At 71.7% G+C, this 17616-nt stretch carries 17 protein-coding genes; 6 read left to right on the top strand and 11 right to left on the bottom strand.

Going from position 1 to position 17616, the window contains the following annotated elements; genetic code table 11:
• Nucleotides 1-49 precede the first annotated feature (49 nt).
• Complete coding sequence (gene ctaE, locus K7862_RS02530; RefSeq protein ID WP_222959998.1) at nucleotides 50-670, bottom strand: aa3-type cytochrome oxidase subunit III; 621 nt, start codon at nucleotides 668-670, stop codon at nucleotides 50-52.
• A gap of 281 nt (nucleotides 671-951) precedes the next feature.
• On the opposite strand from ctaE, the gene K7862_RS02525 reads away from it, so the two are divergent.
• A complete protein-coding gene (locus K7862_RS02525; RefSeq protein ID WP_222959996.1) occupies nucleotides 952-1371 on the top strand; it encodes a response regulator transcription factor in 420 nt (139 codons plus the stop codon).
• 43 nt (nucleotides 1372-1414) lie between these two features.
• On the opposite strand, the gene K7862_RS02520 is transcribed toward K7862_RS02525, so the two are convergent.
• The 4 genes from K7862_RS02520 to ctaC form a co-directional block, all read right to left on the bottom strand.
• Nucleotides 1415-2776 carry a L,D-transpeptidase gene (locus tag K7862_RS02520; RefSeq protein WP_222960366.1) on the bottom strand — a complete coding sequence of 454 codons (1362 nt, stop codon included), beginning with the start codon at nucleotides 2774-2776 and terminating at the stop codon, nucleotides 1415-1417.
• A gap of 212 nt (nucleotides 2777-2988) precedes the next feature.
• Nucleotides 2989-3387 carry a cytochrome c oxidase subunit 4 gene (locus K7862_RS02515; protein ID WP_222959994.1) on the bottom strand — a complete coding sequence of 133 codons (399 nt, stop codon included), beginning with the start codon at nucleotides 3385-3387 and terminating at the stop codon, nucleotides 2989-2991.
• Entirely contained in the window at nucleotides 3384-5126 is a 1743-nt protein-coding gene (ctaD, locus tag K7862_RS02510; RefSeq protein ID WP_222959992.1) for an aa3-type cytochrome oxidase subunit I, read from the bottom strand. Before ctaD ends, K7862_RS02515 begins: the two co-directional genes overlap by 4 nt.
• Nucleotides 5123-6085, bottom strand: a complete 963-nt coding sequence (gene ctaC / locus K7862_RS02505; RefSeq protein ID WP_222959990.1) for an aa3-type cytochrome oxidase subunit II — start codon at nucleotides 6083-6085, stop codon at nucleotides 5123-5125. The genes ctaD and ctaC overlap by 4 nt, the downstream gene beginning before the upstream one ends.
• Nucleotides 6086-6321: 236 nt before the next feature.
• Here ctaC and K7862_RS02500 point away from each other — a divergent pair, with 236 nt between their 5' ends.
• Entirely contained in the window at nucleotides 6322-7743 is a 1422-nt protein-coding gene (locus K7862_RS02500) for a cysteine desulfurase/sulfurtransferase TusA family protein (RefSeq protein WP_222959987.1), read from the top strand.
• Between the two features lie 34 nt (nucleotides 7744-7777).
• Here the strand turns inward: K7862_RS02500 and K7862_RS02495 are convergent, their stop codons facing one another.
• The gene (locus K7862_RS02495) at nucleotides 7778-8752 is read right to left on the bottom strand and encodes a carbohydrate kinase family protein (RefSeq protein WP_222959985.1); all 975 of its coding nucleotides are present in this window, start codon (nucleotides 8750-8752) and stop codon (nucleotides 7778-7780) included.
• Between the two features lie 102 nt (nucleotides 8753-8854).
• On the opposite strand from K7862_RS02495, the gene K7862_RS02490 reads away from it, so the two are divergent.
• Both K7862_RS02490 and K7862_RS02485 read left to right on the top strand, forming a co-directional pair.
• Nucleotides 8855-9082 (top strand): hypothetical protein, encoded by a 228-nt coding sequence (locus K7862_RS02490; RefSeq protein ID WP_222959983.1) that lies wholly within the window; start codon nucleotides 8855-8857, stop codon nucleotides 9080-9082.
• Between the two features lie 138 nt (nucleotides 9083-9220).
• Nucleotides 9221-10912, top strand: coding sequence for a hypothetical protein (locus K7862_RS02485; RefSeq protein ID WP_222959981.1), 1692 nt, complete (start codon nucleotides 9221-9223; stop codon nucleotides 10910-10912).
• Nucleotides 10913-11089: 177 nt separating this feature from the next.
• On the opposite strand, the gene K7862_RS02480 is transcribed toward K7862_RS02485, so the two are convergent.
• Nucleotides 11090-11443: a HesB/IscA family protein gene (locus tag K7862_RS02480; RefSeq protein WP_222960365.1), complete on the bottom strand. Its 354-nt coding sequence runs from the start codon at nucleotides 11441-11443 to the stop codon at nucleotides 11090-11092.
• 292 nt (nucleotides 11444-11735) lie between these two features.
• On the opposite strand from K7862_RS02480, the gene nadA reads away from it, so the two are divergent.
• A complete protein-coding gene (gene nadA, locus K7862_RS02475) occupies nucleotides 11736-12920 on the top strand; it encodes a quinolinate synthase NadA (protein WP_222959979.1) in 1185 nt (394 codons plus the stop codon).
• 22 nt (nucleotides 12921-12942) lie between these two features.
• Nucleotides 12943-13848, top strand: a complete 906-nt coding sequence (locus K7862_RS02470; protein ID WP_222959977.1) for a GNAT family N-acetyltransferase — start codon at nucleotides 12943-12945, stop codon at nucleotides 13846-13848.
• A gap of 116 nt (nucleotides 13849-13964) precedes the next feature.
• On the opposite strand, the gene K7862_RS02465 is transcribed toward K7862_RS02470, so the two are convergent.
• From K7862_RS02465 to K7862_RS02450, 4 genes are all read right to left on the bottom strand, one after another.
• Nucleotides 13965-14753 (bottom strand): response regulator, encoded by a 789-nt coding sequence (locus K7862_RS02465; RefSeq protein ID WP_222959974.1) that lies wholly within the window; start codon nucleotides 14751-14753, stop codon nucleotides 13965-13967.
• On the bottom strand, nucleotides 14750-16099 hold the full coding sequence (locus K7862_RS02460; RefSeq protein WP_308011807.1) for a sensor histidine kinase: 1350 nt from the start codon (nucleotides 16097-16099) through the stop codon (nucleotides 14750-14752). The genes K7862_RS02465 and K7862_RS02460 overlap by 4 nt, the downstream gene beginning before the upstream one ends.
• 217 nt (nucleotides 16100-16316) lie before the next feature.
• A complete protein-coding gene (pspAA, locus tag K7862_RS02455; RefSeq protein ID WP_222959970.1) occupies nucleotides 16317-16595 on the bottom strand; it encodes a PspA-associated protein PspAA in 279 nt (92 codons plus the stop codon).
• A gap of 69 nt (nucleotides 16596-16664) precedes the next feature.
• Nucleotides 16665-17456 carry a PspA/IM30 family protein gene (locus tag K7862_RS02450; RefSeq protein WP_222959968.1) on the bottom strand — a complete coding sequence of 264 codons (792 nt, stop codon included), beginning with the start codon at nucleotides 17454-17456 and terminating at the stop codon, nucleotides 16665-16667.
• Nucleotides 17457-17616: the final 160 nt, after the last annotated feature.

Below are 17616 nucleotides of genomic sequence, written 5' to 3'. Positions count from 1 at the left end.
TGTCTGTCCGGCGCCCGTCGTGTGCGGCGCCCGCGACGGACGCAGCCGACTACTTGATCAGGTAGATCGTGGCGAAGAGGCCGATCCAGACGACATCGACGAAGTGCCAGTAGTAGGACACGACGATGGCAGCGGTGGCCTGCTGGTGGGTGAACCGCCTGGCTGCGTACGTACGACCCAGGACCAGCAGGAACGCGATCAGACCGCCCGTCACGTGAAGCCCGTGGAACCCGGTCGTCAGGTAGAACACCGAGCCGTACGGGTCGGAGCTGAGCGAGATCCCGTCCTTCTTGACCAGGTTCGTGTACTCGAAGATCTGTCCGCCGATGAAGATCGCGCCCATCACGAACGTCACGATGAACCAGGAGCGCAGCTTCTTCACGTCGCCGCGTTCCGCGGCGAAGACGCCCATCTGGCACGTGAAGGAGGAGAGCACCAGGATCGTGGTGTTCGTCGCCGCGAACGGCACGTTCAGCGCGTCGGCGTGTGCCTTCCAGAAGTCGGCACCCGTGACCGACCGAAGGGTGAAGTACATCGCGAAGAGGGCCGCGAAGAACATCAGCTCGGAACTCAGCCAGATGATGGTTCCGACGCTGGTGAGGTTCGGCCTGTTGACCGACGGGTGCGCGTGCCCGGTTTCTACTGCTGTTGCTGTCGCCACGTCCGACATTATGTCGGTCCCTTATCTGGCGCTGACTCCGGGGGGTCCCCTTCGGTGTGTCAAGGGCCCGGCGGGACCCGCACGGCCTAGTCAGCGCGTCGCCCGAACGGGGGATGACGCTTCGTCGGGCGGACCCCCGGGGGGTGTCGGCCCGGCCCCGGAAGCCGCGGCGGCACCGCCGGGCCGAAGATCCGGGAGCCCCGGGGATCTCCCTCGCCGGCCCTGGGCGGAGTAGCATCCGAGACAGCTTGAGAAAGCGTTCACGAGGACGTGTACGAGGAGGAGCCAGGATGCAGGCGACCGCCACGGTGCTGGTCTACAGCGACGACGCGAACACCCGGGAACAGGTCCGGCTCGCCGTCGGCCGCAGGCCCTCCGCAGCCCTGCCGCCGGTGGAGTACGTCGAGTGCGCGACGCTTCCCGCGGTCCTCACCGAGCTGGAGCGGGGCGGCATCGACCTGTGCGTGCTCGACGGCGAGGCGAACCCGGCGGGCGGCCTCGGCGTGTGCCGCCAGATCAAGGACGAGATCTACCGCTGCCCGCCGGTGCTGGTGCTGATCGGGCGCCCGCAGGACGCCTGGCTGGCCACCTGGAGCCGTGCCGACGGCGCGGTCACCCACCCGGTCGACCCGGTGGCGCTCAGCGAGACCGCGGCGGAGCTGCTGCGCCGCAGGGTCGCGCCGGCCGGCAAGGCCGTCGCGACCCGCTAGGCACCGCCGCGGCGGGGCGTGAGGCGCCCTCGGAGGGGCGGCCTCAGAGGGCCTGGGGCTGCAGCCGGGCCGGGTCGGTCGTGGGCCTGCTGCCCGCGTCGAGCTGACCCGGGTCCTGGCCCTGGTCGGGGCTGGGGCTCTGGTCGGGGTCGGGCTGCTCCTGCTTGGGCGCGCCGGTCACGCCGCCGCCGCCGCTGAGGGCGCTGCCCTGCTTCCACTGGGCCCAGCCCAGGTTCCAGTCGCCGAAGCCGTTGTCGAACGGCGTCATCGTCGGGCCGTGGCTGTTGATCACCCGGACGATGTCGCCCTCGCGCACGTGCTCGAAGAACCACTCGGCGTTCTCGGTGCTCATGCCGGTGCAGCCGTGGCTGACGTTCGCGGAGCCCTGCGAGCCCTCGGACCAGGGCGCGGCGTGCACGTACTCACCGCTCCAGGTCACCCGGGTCGCCCAGTACACCGGCAGGTCGTACGCGTCCGAGCCGCCGATGCCGACGGTCTCGCTGCGCATCTGCACGAACTGCTCCTTCTCCAGCACGACCTTGATGCCGTTGCGGGTGTCGAAGCCGGGCTTTCCGGTGGTGATCGGCATGGTCTTGACGACCTTGCCGTCGTCCTTGAACGTCATCTGGTCGGTGCCGGCGTCCGTGATGGCCTCGATCCGGTCACCGGTGTGCAGCGTCAGCGGCTTGTCGTCGCCGCCGTAGAGCTTGTCCTGCACGCGCACGCCGCTGAGCGTGCTGCGCACGGTGATGGTGGCGTGGGTGGGCCAGTACGTCTGCGGACGGTAGTGCAGCGTCTTGTCGTCGACCCAGTACCAGGAGCCCTGGGAGGCGTTGGGCACCGAACTGACCCGCAGGTTGGCCTCGACGGCCGCCCGGGCGGCACGGTCGTGGACCGGCTTGCTGAGGGTCGCGGTGATGGGCTGGCCGACGCCGTACGTACCGGCGTCGGGGCCGAACGTCACGTGGAGTCCGGCGCCGCCCGTCGTGGTGGTGTCGAAGGAGAGGACCTTGCGGCCGGGGTGGCCGTCGGAGTCCTCGGTGCTCACCCGCACCGTGTAGTGCGCTCCCGCGGCGAGCGGGGCGGTGGACTGCCAGCGCTTCCCGTCGGCGCTGAGCTGACCGCGGACGTAACGCCCGGCGGTGTCGGTGGCCGTCACGTCGGTGATACGGCTGCCGTCGTCCTTGACGGACACCTTCAGTGGCTTGTTCGGATCGGCCTTCCCGCCCGCGGCGGTCCCGTACACGACCTTGGCCGCGGCGTCGTACGGCGTTGCGGCGAGAGGGTTGCCGCCGCTCGTGCAGGCGGCCAGTCCGACCGCCAGGGGGGATATGGCTATCAGGAGCGCGCAGCGTGACGCCAGGCGCGCCCGGCGGGGGCTGTCCCCGGTGCGTATGTCGGTCATGGGGGTCATGGGGCCACGCTAGGAACGGTCCGCTCCGACCGCCCGCCGGACGGTGCAAACGGGGGGCACGGCAAGCAGGCACGCCGCAGAAGTCACCCGGACGGCCGCCGCCAACCGGCGGCCCGGCGGCTTCGGGGGCAGGCGCGGAGCGCGAACGGGCCCGGACACCGCGAGGTGTCCGGGCCCGTTACGGCCGTGCTGAGGAGTCGCCGCTACTGCGTGCGGTCCTCACCGCGGTAGTACTCGAAGACCCAGCCGTACACGCCGACCAGGATCACCGGCAGCGAGAAGAACAGCAGCCACCAGCCGAAGATGATCCCGAGGAAGGCCAGCGAACCGCCGATGCCCAGGGCGAGCGGCTGCCAGCTGTGCGGGCTGAAGAAGCCCAGCTCACCGGCGTCGTCCGCGACGTCGGCGTCGTCCCGGTCCTGGGCGCCGTTGTCGGCCCGCCGGGCGGTGAACGCCAGGTAGAAGCCGATCATGGTGCACAGGCAGAAGGCGAGCACCAGCGCGGTGGTACCGGCCGGCTCCTTCGACCACACGCCGTAGACGATGGCCGCGGCCAGGATGAAGAGGGCGAAGCCCCCGAACATCTTGCCTTGGATCTTCACGACCGGCCCTCCTTGTCGTCGGCACCGGTCAGCGGAGCGGTGGCGGCGCCGCTGGCGACCAGGGCGTCCACCTCGGCGATCTCCGGGTGGTGCAGGTCGAACGCCGGCGATTCGGAGCGGATGCGCGGCAGCGTGAGGAAGTTGTGCCGCGGCGGCGGGCAGGAGGTCGCCCACTCCAGCGAACGGCCGTAACCCCAGGGGTCGTCGACCTCGACCTTCTCGCCGTATTTCGCGGTCTTCCAGACGTTGTAGAGGAACGGCAGGATCGACAGGCCGAGCAGGAAGGACGAGATGGTCGAGACGGTGTTCAGGGTGGTGAAGCCGTCCGCGGCCAGGTAGTCGGCGTAGCGGCGGGGCATGCCCTCGGCGCCCAGCCAGTGCTGGACCAGGAACGTGCCGTGGAAGCCGAAGAACAGCGTCCAGAAGGTGATCTTGCCGAGTCGCTCGTCGAGCATCTTGCCGGTCATCTTCGGCCACCAGAAGTGGAAGCCGGCGAACATCGCGAAGACGACGGTGCCGAAGACCACGTAGTGGAAGTGCGCGACAACGAAGTATGAGTCCGAGACGTGGAAGTCCAGCGGCGGCGCCGCCAGGATCACACCGGTCAGACCACCGAAGGTGAAGGTGATCAGGAAGCCGATGGCCCACAGCATCGGGGTCTCGAAACTCAGACTGCCCTTCCACATGGTGCCGATCCAGTTGAAGAACTTCACACCGGTCGGTACCGCGATCAGGAAGGTCATGAAGGAGAAGAACGGCAGCAGCACACCGCCGGTGACGTACATGTGGTGCGCCCAGACCGTCACGGACAGACCCGCGATGGAGATGGTCGCCGCCACCAGGCCGATGTAACCGAACATCGGCTTGCGGGAGAAGACCGGGATGACCTCGGAGATGATGCCGAAGAACGGCAGGGCGATGATGTACACCTCTGGGTGGCCGAAGAACCAGAAGAGGTGCTGCCACAACAGAGCACCGCCGTTGGCGGCGTCGAACACATGCGCCCCGAATTTCCGGTCGGCCTCCAGGCACAGCAGCGCGGCGGCCAGCACCGGGAAGGCGAGCAGGACCAGAACGGCGGTCAGCAGCACGTTCCACACGAAGATCGGCATGCGGAACATCGTCATGCCCGGTGCGCGCATGCAGATGATGGTGGTGATGAAGTTGACCGCGCCCAGGATGGTGCCGAAGCCGGACAGCGCCAGACCCATGATCCACATGTCGGCGCCGACGCCGGGCGAGTGCACCGCGTCGGAGAGCGGCGAGTACGCGAACCAGCCGAAGTCCGCCGCGCCCTGGGGCGTGACGAAACCGCCGACCGCGATCAGCGAGCCGAACAGGTAGAGCCAGTAGGCGAACATGTTCAGCCGCGGGAACGCCACGTCGGGCGCGCCGATCTGCAGCGGCATGATCCAGTTCGTGAACCCGGCGAAGAGCGGGGTCGCGAACATCAGAAGCATCACGGTGCCGTGCATCGTGAACGCCTGGTTGAACTGCTCGTTCGACAGGAACTGGTTTCCCGGACGGGCGAGCTCGGCACGCATCAGCAGCGCCATGACGCCGCCGATGAGGAAGAAGGCGAACGAGGTCACCAGGTAAAGCGTGCCGATGGTCTTGTGGTCCGTGGTGGTGAGCCACTGGACCACGACCGAACCCGGACGCCGGGTGCGCGCCGGCACCTCGTCCGCGTAAGAGTCGTCGGCCTCGGCCGCGCCTTGAGGTTCGTTGAGGATGCTCATGTGGTCTTGGGCTCCGAGTTCTTCGCGTTGCCCGTGGTGGGAATACCTGCCGGGATGTAGCCGGTCTGGCCCGCCTTGGCCAGGTCCTTGAGGTGCTGCTGGTACTGGGCGGGCGTCACGACCTTGACGTTGAACAACATCCGCGAGTGGTCCTGCCCGCACAGCTCGGCGCACTTGCCCTTGAAGTTGCCGATCTTGTCGGGCGTCACCTGGAAGACGTTGGTGTGGCCCGGGATGACGTCCATCTTCATCAGGAAGGGGATGATCCAGAACGAGTGGATCACGTCACGCGAGGTGAGGACGAAGCGCACCGACTGGCCTTCGGGCAGCCACAGCGTGGGGCCGGGGAGACCGGTGTCGGGGTCCTTGCTCGCCGGAGTGCCGACGTCGTAGACGCCTTCGGCACCGGCCGGCATGTCCAGCTTGTTCGCCGGGATCTCACGCAGGTTGGGCGGAACACCGCCGACGGGGGTCGCCGGGTTGCCGTCCACGTTCTCGACGTAGTTGAAGCCCCAGCTCCACTGGAAGCCGACCACGTTGATGACGTGCTGCGGCTTCTTGGAGGTGTCCAGGATCTTGGACTCGTCGCGCGCGGTGAAGTAGAAGAGCACCGCGACCACGAGGATCGGGACGATCGTGTACAGGGCCTCGAGAGGCATGTTGTAACGCGTCTGCGGAGGAACCTCGATCTTGGTCCGGCTGCGCCGGTGGAAGATCACGCTCCAGATGATGAGGCCCCAGACGAGGCATCCGGTCACCAGCGCGGCGGCCCAGGAGCCCTGCCAGAGCGCGAGGATTCGAGGTGCCTCTTCTGTGGCCGGGCTGGGCATACCCAGGCGGGGATAGTCCTTGTACGAGCAGCCAGTGGCGGTCGCCAGGACCAGGCCCGCGGCCAGCGCCCGCGGCAGCCATCGCCGTACGGGGCGCCGCGACGAGCGGTCGGAGCCGTTGGGACTCACGTAGCGCCTTCCCGAGAGTCTCGCCCGCGGTCCGAGTGTTCCGGCCGTCTGCTGGTCGGTCGGCCCGAACGCGGGCACTGAGGTGTGGATGTTTATGCGGACCAAACCCTACTGGACGCTATTTGGGGTCGCGCAGGGAGGGGGGACAACGCGCCGTGCCTCACCCCGAAGGGATGGAATCCCGCGCGCCGGACGCCTTCTGACACCCCGCCCGCCCCGGCCTGTAGCGTGCTGGCGTGTCCTACTTCGACATGGCTTCGGCCGCTCCGCTGCATCCCGTGGCACGTCAGGCCCTCGTCGCCGCGCTCGACGAGGGGTGGGCCGACCCGGCCCGGCTGTACCGGGAGGGACGGCGGGCACGGCTGCTGCTGGACGCCGCCCGGGAGGCCGCGGCCGAGGAGGTCGGCTGCCGGCCCGACGAACTGGCCTTCACTCCTTCGGGGACACGCGCCCTGCACTCCGCGGTCGCGGGGGCGGCGGCCGGCCGGCGCAGGACCGGCCGGCACGTCGTGCTCTCGGCGGTGGAGCACTCCGCGGTGCTGCACGCGGCCGAGCCGTTCGACACCACCGAGGTCGCGGTGGACCGCGCCGGGCGGGTGGACGCCGGCCGGTTCGCGGCGGCGCTGCGCCCGGACACCGCGCTGGCCTGTCTGCAGTCGGCCAACCACGAGGTGGGCACGCTCCAGCCGGTGGCCGAAGTGGCCGACGCCTGCCGGGCCGCGGGCGTGCCGCTGCTGGTGGACGCCGCGCAGTCGCTGACCTGGGGCCCGGTGGCGGGCGATTGGTCCCTGCTCGCCGGAAGTGCCCATAAATGGGGCGGTCCGCCCGGGGTGGGACTGCTGGTGGTGCGCAAGGGCACCCGATTCGCTCCTCAGGAGCCCGCGGACGAACGGGAGTCGGGGCGGGCGCCGGGCTTCGAGAACCTGCCGGCGATCGTCGCGGCGGCCGCGTCCCTGCGGGCCGTGCGGGACGGCGCGGCGGCCGAGGCGGCCCGGCTGTCGGCGCTGGTGGACGTGATCAGGACGCGGGTGCCGCAACTCGTCCCGGACGTCGAGGTGGTGGGGCACGAGCGGCTGAGGCTGCCGCACCTCGTCACGTTCTCGTGTCTCTATGTCGACGGGGAGGCGCTGCTGTCCGGGCTGGACCGGGCGGGGTTCTCGGTGTCGTCCGGTTCGTCCTGCACCTCCAGCACGCTCACCCCCAGCCATGTGCTGAAGGCCATGGGCGTGCTGTCGGAGGGCAACGTGCGCGTCTCGCTGCCGCCGGGGACGGCCGCCGAGGACGTCGAGCGTTTCCTCGCGGCCCTGCCGCGGGTGGTGGCCGACGTCCGGGCGCACATGGGCGCCGACGCGGTGCCCGGCCTCAACACCCCTGCGGACGGCGGCACTTCGGCGGCCGCCGCGGTGAGCGACGCGACCGCCACGGAACCGGGTGCGGAGCTGGTGGTGGACTCACTGGGCAAGCGGTGCCCGATCCCGGTGATCGAACTGGCCCGGGTGATCGGCGAGGTGCCGCTGGGCGGCCTGGTCACCGTGCTCTCCGACGACGAGGCGGCCCGGCTGGACATCCCCGCCTGGTGCACCATGCGCGACCAGGAGTACGTCGGGGAGCGCCCGGCCGAACGCGGCACCGCCTACGTGGTGCGGCGCCGCGTCTGAGGCCGGGCCCCGTCCGAGCACGGGCGGCCGTCGGTCAGCCGAGGTGCTTCTGCACCTCGGCCGCGGCGCTGTCGCCGTACGCCTTGGTGAAGCGCTCCATGAAGTGGCCGCGGCGCAGCTCGTACTCCTGGGTGCCGAGGGTCTCGATGACCAGGGTGGCCAGCATGTTGCCGACCTGGGCGGCGCGCTCCAGGCTCACACCCCAGCTCAGGCCGGACAGGAAGCCGGCCCGGAAGGCGTCGCCGACACCGGTCGGGTCGACCTTGGCCGTCTCCTCGGGGCAGTGCACCTGGATGTCCCGCTCGCCCTTGCGCTCGATGCGCACGCCCTGGGCGCCGAGGGTGGTGACCCGGGTGCCGACGCGGTCCAGGATCTCCTCGCCGCTCCAGCCGGTCTTGGTCTCGATGAGACCCTTCTCGTACTCGTTGTTGAACAGGTACGCGGCCCCGTCGAGCAGCACCCGGATGTCGTCGCCGTCCATGCGCGCGATCTGCTGGGAGAAGTCGGCGGCGAACGGGATCCCGCGGGAACGGCACTCCTCGGTGTGGCGGATCATCGCCTCGGGGTCGTCGGCGCCGATCGACACCAGATCGAGACCGCCGATCCGCTCGGCGACGGCCTGCAGCTCGATCAGCCGGGCCTCGCTCATCGCGCCGGTGTAGAAGGAGCCGATCTGGTTGTGGTCCTGGTCGGTGGTGCAGATGAAGCGCGCGGTGTGCAGCACCTCGGAGATCCGCACGGACGAGGTGTCCACGCCGTGCCGGTCGAGCCAGGCCCGGTACTCCGCGAAGTCGTTGCCCGCGGCGCCGACCAGGATCGGCCGGGTGCCGAGCTGGCCCATGCCGAAGCAGATGTTGGCCCCCACCCCGCCGCGGCGCACGTCGAGGGCGTCGACCAGGAAGGACAGCGACACCGTGTGCAGCTGGTCGGCCACCAGCTGGTCGGCGAACCGGCCGGGGAAGGTCATCAGGTGGTCGGTGGCGATGGATCCGGTGACGGCGATACGCACGGCGGCGGACTCCTGGGAGGTCGGGGGGCGATGGGGCGGACACGCTGAAACTACCCGATAGTAGGGCTATCTCCTTGCGTGCCGCGTGCCTAGGGTCGACTTATGGGCGACACCAAGCTGCCACTCGTTCTTCCCTCCGCACCACTCGGCGAAGCCGGGGAATCGCTCGAGGAGCTGATCGGCGACTGCCGCCGGATGGCGGCACGCTGGCGGGCCCCGGCCCCGCAGCAGGCGGCCGGCGCTGCCGCGACCGCGGCGAGCCTGCACGGCATCACCGTCCCGGAGGCCTCGGCGCACGCCGTGAGCGCCATGGCGGACTACGGCGGCTGACCGCGTCACCGGCCCGCGCCGTCGGCTTCAGGACACGACCGGCCCGCCGCGGCGGGGGTCGCGCCGGGGAGCGGAACCGGATCGCGGGCTGCCGCGTCACATCGGCACCTGACGGTAACGGAGCCGAAGGAGTACGCGGTGAGCACCGAGCGCCACGACCAGAACAGCGACGAGCCGAGTCACGACCCGGGTCAGGACGCCGCACAGCCCGCCGCCGCCGACCGCGGCGGCGACACCGCACGCGAGCACCCGCAGGACCGGCCCGCGCACCGGTCGCGCCTGACCGTCGCTGCGGTGGCCGCGGCGGTGCTGCTCGCCGGAGGCGGTGGCGCCTACTGGGCGGCGGCGTCCGGCGGCGGGGGCGACGACGCCAAGGCGAGCCAGAGCGCGCCGCAGCCGCTGCGGTTCGACGGCCCGGGCGTGTCGGCGTCCGTCTCGGGCGACAGCGCGTCCGGCACCTCCCCCGCGGACAGCGGAGACACCTACCAGCTCACCGGGACGCTCCCGGGCGGACCCTCGTCCGCACCGGTGTGGAAGCCGTCCGGCGGGATCGACCAGGCCGCGGTCCAGCACCTGGCCACCGTGCTCGGGGTCAGCGGGCCGGTCACCACCGTCGGCGGCACCTGGCGGGTGGGCGGCACGGTGGACGGCGGCGGCCCCAGCCTGATGGTCGGCAAGGACGCGCCGGGCAGCTGGGTGTACACCCGGTTCGGCGCGCCGCCCACGATGGCCCACCCGGACCGGACGATCCAGCAGTCCGGCGGCGGGACGATGGCGCCCTCCGGCGGTTCGACGGGCTCCCCCGGCTCCCCGGGCAACTCGAACGGCTCAGACAGCTCTGGCGACTCCAGCAGCTCGAACAGCTCGTCGAGCGGGACGACCGCGACCACGGGCAGCACCCCGCCGGTGTCCGAGCAGGCGGCGCTGCGGTCGGTCCAGCCGCTGCTGGCCGGGCTCGGGCTGTCCGGCGCCCGGACCGACGCGTCCCGGACGGTCGGCTCCCTGCGCACGGTCGAGGCGGACCCGGTACTCGGCGGCCTGCCCACCCACGGCTGGGCCACCACCGCGCAGGTCGGCGCCGACGGCCGCATCACGCTGGCGAACGGACGGCTCTCACCGCTCGGCAAGGGCGCGACCTACCCGGTGGTGAGCGCGGCGGCCGCGCTGAAAGAACTGAACGCGGGAGCCGTGGCTCACCCGGACGGCCCCACGTCGTGCCGGCTGCCGGTGCCCACGATGACGCCGCTCGCCCCCGGCACCAGCGGCAACCACGCACTGCCGCGCACCGTGCCGTGCCTCCCCCGCAACCCGCACCCGGTGCAGGTGCGCGGCGCCTCCTTCGGGCTGTCCACGCAGTTCGTGAACGGGACCCAGACGCTGGTGCCGTCCTGGCTCTTCGACACGGCCCAGGCCGGGGTGAAGGCGACCTCGGTGGTGGCCCAGCCGGCGGTCGACCCGAAGTACATCACCTCCGGCGGCGGGGTGACGTCGGTGCCGGTGACGCCGGTGAACCCGGGCGGGCCGGTGCGGACCGGCCCCGGCCAGCCGGCCGACCCCCGGGCGCCCCATCCGGTGGAGGCCACCGCCTACCAGGCGAAGGGCAGCACGCTGACGCTGGTGTTCTGGGGCGGGCTGTGCGGCACGTACCACGGCTCCGCCGACGAGACGGCCACGCAGGTGAAGGTGCGGGTCTCCGAGGAGCCGGCCAAGCCCGGCAAGGTGTGCCCGATGATCGAGAAGACCCTCACCGTTCAGGTGACGCTCAAGCAGCCGCTGGGTAGCAGGACAGTGGTCGACGCCACGGACGGGCAGCCGGTCAGGGGACAGTGACCGGCTGCCGATGAGAAGCGGCGGCACCTGGTGGGGGTGCCGCCGCTTCGTATGCTCTGCCGCCGTCGCGGCGGTACACGCGGGCCCCCCGGCCGGAGCAGGGGGGCCGTCCTTCTCGCTGGAATCCGTGGAACCAGGGGACCAGGGGAACCCGTGGAATCAGTGGAATCAGTGGAATCAGTGGAAGGAGTCGCCGCAGGCGCAGGAGCCCGTGGCGTTGGGGTTGTCGATCGTGAAGCCCTGCTTCTCGATGGTGTCGACGAAGTCGATGGAGGCGCCGCCCAGGTAGGGGGCGCTCATCCGGTCGGTGACGACCTTGACCCCGCCGAACTCCTTCACGACGTCGCCGTCGAGGGAACGCTCGTCGAAGAACAGCTGGTAACGCAGGCCCGAGCAGCCGCCGGGCTGGACGGCGACACGCAGCGCGAGGTCCTCGCGGCCTTCCTGCTCCAGCAGGTTCTTCACCTTGGCGGCGGCGGCGTCGGACAGGAGGATGCCCTCGCTCGTGGTGGTCTCGTCCTGAACCGTCATCTGCTTCACTCCCGGGTTGTACGGACTGCTGGCTACCGATGGCTAACCGGTACCCGCTCGGATTCATTCCGCACCATGCGGCTTCGTGCGGCGGGTCGGCCGCGTCCGCGGTGACCTGTCTCCTCCATGCTCGCACACGCCCGCAAGGTGCAGCCGTCCGCTCGCGCGGCCCGTCCCCGGCGAATGCGTCACAGTGACGCGACCCCCATCGTCAATCTGACACGAACGGGCTATGATAGATAGCGTCAAGTAGACGAAAAGGTCTGCGCCGCAAAGAAAGGGCTACGGGCCCGTGACCACCACGCAAACGCCGATCGACCCGCTGGACGTCCAGCCGACGCCCCTCGCCCTGCTGCTGCTCGGCCGCGAGTCCGACCCGCGCAGCGAGCGCGGCGTCGACTGCCCCGGGGACCTGCCCGCGCCGTCCGACCCCGACCTCGTCGAACGCGCCCGCGCCGCCAAGGCCCGGCTCGGCAGCAAGGTCTTCATCCTCGGCCACCACTACCAGCGCGACGAGGTCATCGAGTTCGCGGACGTGACCGGTGACTCCTTCAAGCTCGCGCGGGACGCGGCCGCCGCGCCGGACGCGGAGTACATCGTCTTCTGCGGCGTCCACTTCATGGCCGAGTCGGCCGACATCCTCACCTCGGACCGCCAGCAGGTGATCCTGCCCGACCTGGCGGCGGGCTGCTCGATGGCCGACATGGCCACCGCAGAGCAGGTCGCCGAGTGCTGGGACGTGCTCACCGAGGCCGGCGTCGCCGACACCGTGGTGCCCGTCTCGTACATGAACTCCTCGGCGGACATCAAGGCGTTCACCGGCCGCCACGGCGGCACGATCTGCACCTCCTCCAACGCCCGGCGCGCCCTGGAGTGGGCGTTCTCCAAGGGCGAGAAGGTGCTCTTCCTGCCCGACCAGCACCTGGGCCGCAACACCGCGGTGCGCGAGATGGGGTTCTCGCTGGAGGACTGCGTCGTCTACAACCCGCACAAGCCCGGCGGCGGGCTGACCGCCGAGGAACTGCGCGCGGCCAAGATGATCCTGTGGCGCGGCCACTGCTCGGTGCACGGCCGGTTCTCGCTGGACTCGGTCGAGGACGTCCGCGCCCGCATCCCCGGCGTCAACGTCCTGGTGCACCCAGAGTGCAAGCACGAAGTGGTCAGCGCCGCGGACCACGTCGGCTCCACCGAGCACATCATCAAGATGCTGGACGAGGCGCCCGCCGGTTCGAGCTGGGCGATCGGCACCGAGCTCAACCTGGTGCGGCGGCTGGCCAAGGCGCACCCCGACAAGACGATCGTGTTCCTCGACAGGACCGTCTGCTTCTGCTCGACCATGAACCGGATCGACCTGCCGCACCTGGTGTGGGCGCTGGAGTCACTGGCCGACGGCAAGCCGGTCAACCGCATCCAAGTGGACGCCGAGACCGAGCACTTCGCGAAGCTGGCACTGGAGCAGATGCTGGCCCTGCCGTAGGGCGGCGGGCAATGATGGATCGGTGATCCTTCGACCCGTCCGTGACGACGAGGAGGACGCCGAGGTCGTGCGGGTGATCTCTGCCGCCGCCCTCGGCGCCTCGCGCACACTCCCGGGCGACGCGCCCGGCGCGGGCACCGGCGGCGACCCGGCCGCCGGTGACCCGGCCGGCGCGGAGGCCGCCCGGCTCCGCGGCCGTCACCGGCACCTGGCCAGAACCGATCCGGGCGGCTGCTGGATCGCCCAGGACGAGGAGACCGGCCCGATCGGCGCGGTGCTGTCGTCCCGGCGCGAGGGCACCTGGGGCATGTCGCTGCTGGCGGTGCTGCCCGGCGCGCAGGGCAAGGGCGTCGGCAAGGCCCTGATGGCCCGCGCGATGGTGCACGGACAGGCCTGTCTGCGCGGGGTGATCTGCGCTCCGCCGCACCCGGTGGCCGCCCGCACCTGCCGCCGGGCCGGGTTCACGCTGCACCCCGCGATGGTGCTCAGCGGTGCCGTCGACCCGACGGGACTGGCCCCGCTGGACGGCGCCGTCCACCCGGGTACCGACCGCAGCCAGGACATGATGGACTCCGTGGACCGCCGCACCCGCGGCGGCGCCCACGGTCCCGACCACGATGAACTCCGGCGCCACCACCGGCTGCTGGTGGTGGACGACCTGGCGGGCAGCGGCTACTGCTACGCACGCGACGACGGGGTGGAACTCCTCGCGGCCACCTCGCGCCGGCTGGCCACCCGGCTGCTGACCGCCGCGCTGCTGACGATGCCGCAGGGCCGCCCGGTACGGGTGCCGGGCCTGACGGCCGAGCAGGAGTGGGCGGTCGACGTCGGGATCGCCGCCGGACTCACCGTCTCCAACGCCGGTTATGTGTGCCTGCGCGGCATGCGGCCCCCGAACCCGTACCTGCCGTCGCCGTCGTTCCTGTGACCAGCACGCGGGAAGGGGGAACCGGGAACGAAGAAGGCGGAACGGGGAACCGGGAACGAAGAAGGGGATCACCGGCCGCCGACGGCCGGGGCTCGCACGTCCAGCGAACGTGAGCGTCAGCGCGGCTGCGGGCGCACCAGCCCCGACTCGTAGGCGGCGACGACCAGTTGGGCGCGGTCGCGGGCGGCGAGCTTGGCCATGGTGTGGTTGATGTGCGTCTTCACGGTGAGCGGGCTGACGCCGAGCCGTTCGGCTATCGCGTCGTTGGACAGGCCGCCCGCCACCTCGACCAGCACCTCGCGTTCCCGTACGGTCAGCGCCTCCAGCCCGGGCACCGCGCGCGGCGGGCCGCCGTCGCCGTGCTGCTGGGCGACGAACCGGGCGATCAGGCTCTTCGTCGCGGCCGGCGACAGCAGCGCCTCGCCGCGGGCCACCGTCCGTATCGCGCACAGCAGTTCGTGCGGCTCGGCGCCCTTGCCGAGGAAGCCGGCCGCGCCCGCGGTGATCGCCCGCACGACGTACTCGTCGGCCTCGAAGGTGGTCAGCACCAGCACGGCGGTGCCGGTGAGCGCCGGGTCCGCGGTGATCTGCCGGGTGGCGGCTATCCCATCGGTGCCGGGCATGCGGATGTCCATCAGCACCACGTCGGGGTGGTGGGACCGGGCCAGCGCCACCGCCTCGGCGCCGTCCACCGCCTCGCCGACGACCTCCAGGTCGGGCTCGGACTCCACCAGCATCCGCAGCGCGCCGCGCATCAGCGCCTGGTCGTCGGCGATCACCACCCGCAGCGACTCCGGCTCGCCGGCCGGGGCCGGAATCAGCTCCCGGTCCGCGTCCTGTCCGTCGCGGTCCCGGTCCGCGGTCCGCCCGGCGCGGTCCCGCGCGTCGCCGCCCTGCCCGCTCATCCGCAGACCCCGCCTTCCGCGGGCCGCGGATTCACGGTGCGCGAGCGCGGCGGGGCGGACAGCGGCAGCCGCACCCAGACCCGGAAGCCGCCGCCGGGCCGGGCGCCGGTGCGGCACACTCCGCCGGGCGCGCTGGCCCGTTCGTGCATGCCGAGCAGTCCGTGCCCGCCGGACAGCGCCGTGTCCGCCGACGGCGCCGGGCAGGGCACGCCGGGCGGGACGACGGACTCGCCGCCCCCGGGCGCCGCCGGGCGCGGCAGGGAGGGCGGCGGCAGCAGCGACGCCGCGCTGCCCGGCGCGCCGTCGTCGTCCACGACGAGTTCCAGGGTGCTCGGCTCCTTGCTGATCCGGACCACGGCCCCGGCGTCCGGCCCGGCGTGCTTCTGCACGTTGGTCAGCGACTCCTGGATGATCCGGTACGCCGTCAGGTCGACGCTGGCCGGCAGCGCGCCGCCGCCGTCGCCCTGGCAGTCGACCTCGATCCGCAGCCCGGCGCGGCGGAAACCGTCGAGCAGCTGGTCGAGCACCGCCAGCCCGGGGGCCGGTTCCATCGGGGCCTCCGGCTCACCGGACTGCCGCAGCAGGCCGACGGTGGCCCGCAGCTCGTCCAGCGCCGAGCGGCTGGCCTCCCGGACGTGCGCCAGCGCCTGCTTGGCCTGGTCGGGCCGGTTGTCCATGACGTGGGCGGCGACGCCCGCCTGCACGTTGACCAGGGCGATGTGATGGGCGACGACGTCGTGCAGCTCGCGGGCGATCCGCATCCGCTCCTCGGCGACCCGCCGCTTGGCCTCCTCCTCGCGGGACTGCTCGGCCCGCACCGCGCGCTCCTCGACGGCGGCGACGTACTCCCTGCGGCTGCGGGCCGCGTCGCCGGCGGCGGTGGCCATGCCGGCCCAGGCCAGCAGCGCGAAGTTGGCCTGGCAGTACCAGGGGCCCGGCCCGAAGGCCATGGCGAGCCCGGTCAGCCCGGCGCCGGTGGCCAGCCCGGTGGTCCAGGTGGTGAGGCGGTCGGTGCGGACGGCGACGGTGCACAGGGCGACGGCCACCGCGAGCACCACCGGCACCCGGCCGTCGACCGGGCTGACCACCACGAACCACGCCCCCAGCCCGCAGGTCAGGAGCAGCACCGGCCACGGCCAGCGGCGCCGCACGGTCAGCGAGGCGCAGGCCAGCGCCTCCAGGGCGCACTCCAGCGGCCCCAGCCGGTAGGTGCCGGCCCCGCCGACGAGCGTGCCGAGCAGCAGCACGGAGAACGCCGCCGCGGCCAGACCGGCGTCGGCGGTGTTCTGGTGGGCGCGCAGCCAGAGATACGGGCCGGTGAGCGCCTTCCGGGCGGGGTACTGCACAGTAGGCAACGGTAAGGGACGGACCCGCTCCGGCCGCACCCCCGTGCCCCACCCCCGCTGCGGGGGCTCCCTGTCACGGGACCCCGTCGCCGAGCCCCGCCCGAACCCCGCCACGCGACCTCACGCGGCCGGGGACGACGCGAGCCGCCGGCCTGCGCGGCGACCGGCGGCTCGTCGGCGGCGGTCCGGCCGGGATCAGCTCCCGGCCGGCCCGGGTTCAGCCCGGGATCAGCCCGTCGTCGTGCAGCATCTTGCGGACCTCGTCGAGCGTGGCGTCCGCGGCGGGCAGGATCAGCCCGGACGGCTCCAGGGTGGCGTCCGGCAGGGGCCTGCCCAGCCGCCGCACCCCGTCGAGCAGGGCCCCCAGCGTGCGCCGGAAGCCCTCCTCGTCACCCGACTCGACGGCCGTGAGCAGTTCGTCGTCCAGCGTGTTCAGCTCGGCGAGGTGGGCGTCGTCGAGCTCCACCTGGCCCTCCCCCATGATCCGCACGATCATGACGGCCTCCTCGTCAAACCCGTGGTCGGCGGCACGCCGGCGACGCCGGTCCCGGCGTGCCGGAGCGGCTTACTGCTTGTCGAACCTCGGCGTGTCCTGCGGCTGGGCCTGGGTGTTCTGGCCGTTCTGGCCACCCTCGATGGCCTGCTGCGCGCTGCCGCCGGCCAGCTCGGCCTTCATCCGCTGGAGCTCAAGCTCGACGTCGCTGCCGCCGGAGAGGCGGTCCAGCTCGGCCTGGATGTCGTCCTTGGCCAGCCCGCTCGGGTCGTCGAGCGCGCCGGAGGCCAGCAGCTCGTCCAGGGCGCCGGCCCGGGCCCGGAGCTGCTCGGTCTTGTCCTCCGCCCGCTGGATCGCCATGCCGACGTCGCCCATCTCCTCGGAGATGCCGGAGAACGCCTCGCCGATCTGGGTCTGGGCCTGGGCGGCGGTGTAGGTGGCCTTGATGGTCTCCTTCTTCGTCCGGAAGGCGTCCACCTTGGCCTGCAGCCGCTGGGAGGCCAGCGTGAGCTTCTCCTCCTCGCCCTGCAGCTGGGTGTGCTGCGTCTCCAGGTCCTGGACCTGCTGCTGCAGCGCGGCCCGGCGCGACAGCGCCTCACGGGCCAGGTCCTCCCGGCCGAGGGCCAGCGCCTTGCGCCCCTGGTCCTCGTAGGTCGCGGACTTCTTCTGCAGTTCGGTGAGCTGCAGCTCCAGCCGCTTGCGGGACGTCGCCACGTCCGCCACGCCCCTGCGCACCTTCTGCAGCAGCTCGAGCTGCTTCTGGTACGAGTAGTCGAGCGTCTCGCGCGGGTCCTCAGCCCTGTCCAGGGCCTTGTTGGCCTTCGCGCGGAAGATCAGTCCCATCCGCTTCATGACACCGCTCATGGGCCTCGCGCGCCCCCTTCTCGGCAACTGCTCCAGCACCTTTTACAGACCCAAGCGTACGGGCCATGGTTCCATTACCGCACTGTTCCGGAGCGGATGCGCTCATCCGCAAGGACGATCACGGTTCGGTGACCTCAGGCCCAGGGACGAGGCGAGGGGC

Origin of the sequence: Actinacidiphila acidipaludis (genome assembly GCF_019890725.1) — a bacterium.
Lineage (GTDB): Bacteria > Actinomycetota > Actinomycetes > Streptomycetales > Streptomycetaceae > Actinacidiphila > Actinacidiphila acidipaludis.
This window is presented reverse-complemented; position numbering and strand designations above follow the sequence as displayed.

What these genes read in the sequence shown, in the direction of transcription:
- ctaE (WP_222959998.1), bottom strand. Translation starts at nt 670, where the DNA reads ATGTCGGACGTGGCGACAGCAACAGCAGTAGAAACCGGGCACGCGCAC.
- K7862_RS02525 (WP_222959996.1), top strand. Translation starts at nt 952, where the DNA reads ATGCAGGCGACCGCCACGGTGCTGGTCTACAGCGACGACGCGAACACC.
- K7862_RS02520 (WP_222960366.1), bottom strand. Translation starts at nt 2,776, where the DNA reads ATGACCGACATACGCACCGGGGACAGCCCCCGCCGGGCGCGCCTGGCG.
- ctaD (WP_222959992.1), bottom strand. Translation starts at nt 5,126, where the DNA reads ATGAGCATCCTCAACGAACCTCAAGGCGCGGCCGAGGCCGACGACTCT.
- K7862_RS02490 (WP_222959983.1), top strand. Translation starts at nt 8,855, where the DNA reads ATGGGCGACACCAAGCTGCCACTCGTTCTTCCCTCCGCACCACTCGGC.
- K7862_RS02480 (WP_222960365.1), bottom strand. Translation starts at nt 11,443, where the DNA reads ATGACGGTTCAGGACGAGACCACCACGAGCGAGGGCATCCTCCTGTCC.
- K7862_RS02465 (WP_222959974.1), bottom strand. Translation starts at nt 14,753, where the DNA reads ATGAGCGGGCAGGGCGGCGACGCGCGGGACCGCGCCGGGCGGACCGCG.
- pspAA (WP_222959970.1), bottom strand. Translation starts at nt 16,595, where the DNA reads ATGATCGTGCGGATCATGGGGGAGGGCCAGGTGGAGCTCGACGACGCC.
- K7862_RS02450 (WP_222959968.1), bottom strand. Translation starts at nt 17,456, where the DNA reads ATGAGCGGTGTCATGAAGCGGATGGGACTGATCTTCCGCGCGAAGGCC.